The sequence below is a fragment of the Microcoleus sp. OTE_8_concoct_300 genome, from assembly GCF_031383065.1.
Classification (GTDB): Bacteria; Cyanobacteriota; Cyanobacteriia; order Cyanobacteriales; family Microcoleaceae; genus Microcoleus.
The window spans coordinates 1-1,498 of sequence record NZ_JANMZH010000740.1 but is presented as its reverse complement, the minus strand read 5'-3'; the positions used below and the strand labels follow the sequence as shown (position 1 = coordinate 1,498).

At 44.8% G+C, this 1,498-nt stretch carries 1 protein-coding gene; it reads right to left on the bottom strand.

What is annotated here, in order from left to right; translation table 11 throughout:
• Nucleotides 1-723 precede the first annotated feature (723 nt).
• Nucleotides 724-1,299, bottom strand: coding sequence for a methyltransferase family protein (locus ACUVJL_RS33035; protein WP_445249696.1), 576 nt, complete (start codon nucleotides 1,297-1,299; stop codon nucleotides 724-726).
• Nucleotides 1,300-1,498: the final 199 nt, after the last annotated feature.

Here is a 1,498-nt window from a genome sequence, read left to right as displayed (position 1 = left end):
CAACACGAAAAAGGAATACTACTGTGAATAAAGCCCGTTTTTTCCTCCTGATGGAACGGGGCTTTGGGTAATTCAGGCAGAAAGTGTGTCCGAGGCTCAAACAATTGTTAACAGCAGCCCCCGTGCGCGGGATGGTATGTTGGCAGAATCTACCAGAGTAGTGGAGTGGCAGGTGCATATTGGGCGTGAGCGTTTTGAGGATAGTAAATAGGCAGGGGCTATATATGTTATTCCCATCACTATAGCAATCCTAAGTGATTTTCTAGATCTGTAAAATCTGAAAGTCTTGCTATACAACAAGTCTAGGAAGACAAGAGGGCGTTGTGTTGTGAGACTCAGATCGGATTGCTATATTGCATATCGTTACTAGCGCCACTGCTGATTGCCTGCGAGTTTTGCCGGCGAATCAAAGAGGCGATCGGCTGGCCTGTACCCGCTTAACGGTATGCAGCAGCAGTTCAAGACTTTAAAACGCCTTGAGTTGATTTTCCTACGCCACCTGCTTGATAGAAAACGGCCATAATCCGGCTCATCGATTCACTGCTGACACATCGGTCTTGAGTGCCAGCATAACAGGAGTATCAGCCACTTGTTCAACTCTATCTCGCGTCAAATGTCGCTACCTGTGAAAAGACCTTTCCTTCAGGACTTACGAGCAGACAAAGGCATTCATAATGGGGGTTCATTGTGAATGCCTCAAGTCGATGCCGAGATTGCTGGATATCACCAAATAAAGGGTATCAGACGAGTGCTGGCTTGTTGATACTCTTGATAGTTTTGGTACTTTTGAGACATTGACTGTTCTTTGGAGAAAATACGCTGTATGTAAAGTAGAGCAATTAAACTGGGTAGTAAATAAGACCAAATGGAACCCGCCACAACACTGAAACTTAAGTATCGCAGCAAATCACCAAAGTAGTTAATATTGCGGGAAAAGCGCCAAATTCCATCACTAACTAAACCCGCTCCATACTGCTTGGCCGTCAGTTTTTGAATGTCCGCCGTGGCATTGATTAGAGAGCCAAAAAAGAAGAGTGGCAGCGCAACCGCAGCGGCTGTCCAAGAAATAGGCTCCGGGTTGGTGAAGGCTAAATATCCAGGGAAAGAGTAAAAAACACCGACAAATAATAGACTGAAGATGAAGCCAGTAACTCCGATCGGTTCGCTGAATATCTGTTGTCGCCGCAAGGGATAAAACCATTGCTCAACAAGCCACCACAGACAATAACTAATGTGTAAACAAAGATAGATGATTTGGCGCAGGTCTTTGATGCCAAAAATTAAGGCATAAGCAACCAATAATAAAATGGTGAGGACTTTTGCCGTATTAATCGCTGTCAGTTGGGTAATCCCAGAACGTAAGGATTCAGGTCAAAAAAACTTCAGTGACGGCATCTGGTAAAATAAACGAATGAAAAAGCCCGCAGCCACCAAAGAGCAGAAAAAAACCCAAATCGAGCAGTTGAGCCAAGCTGAACTGGTAGAAATGGTACTGGGG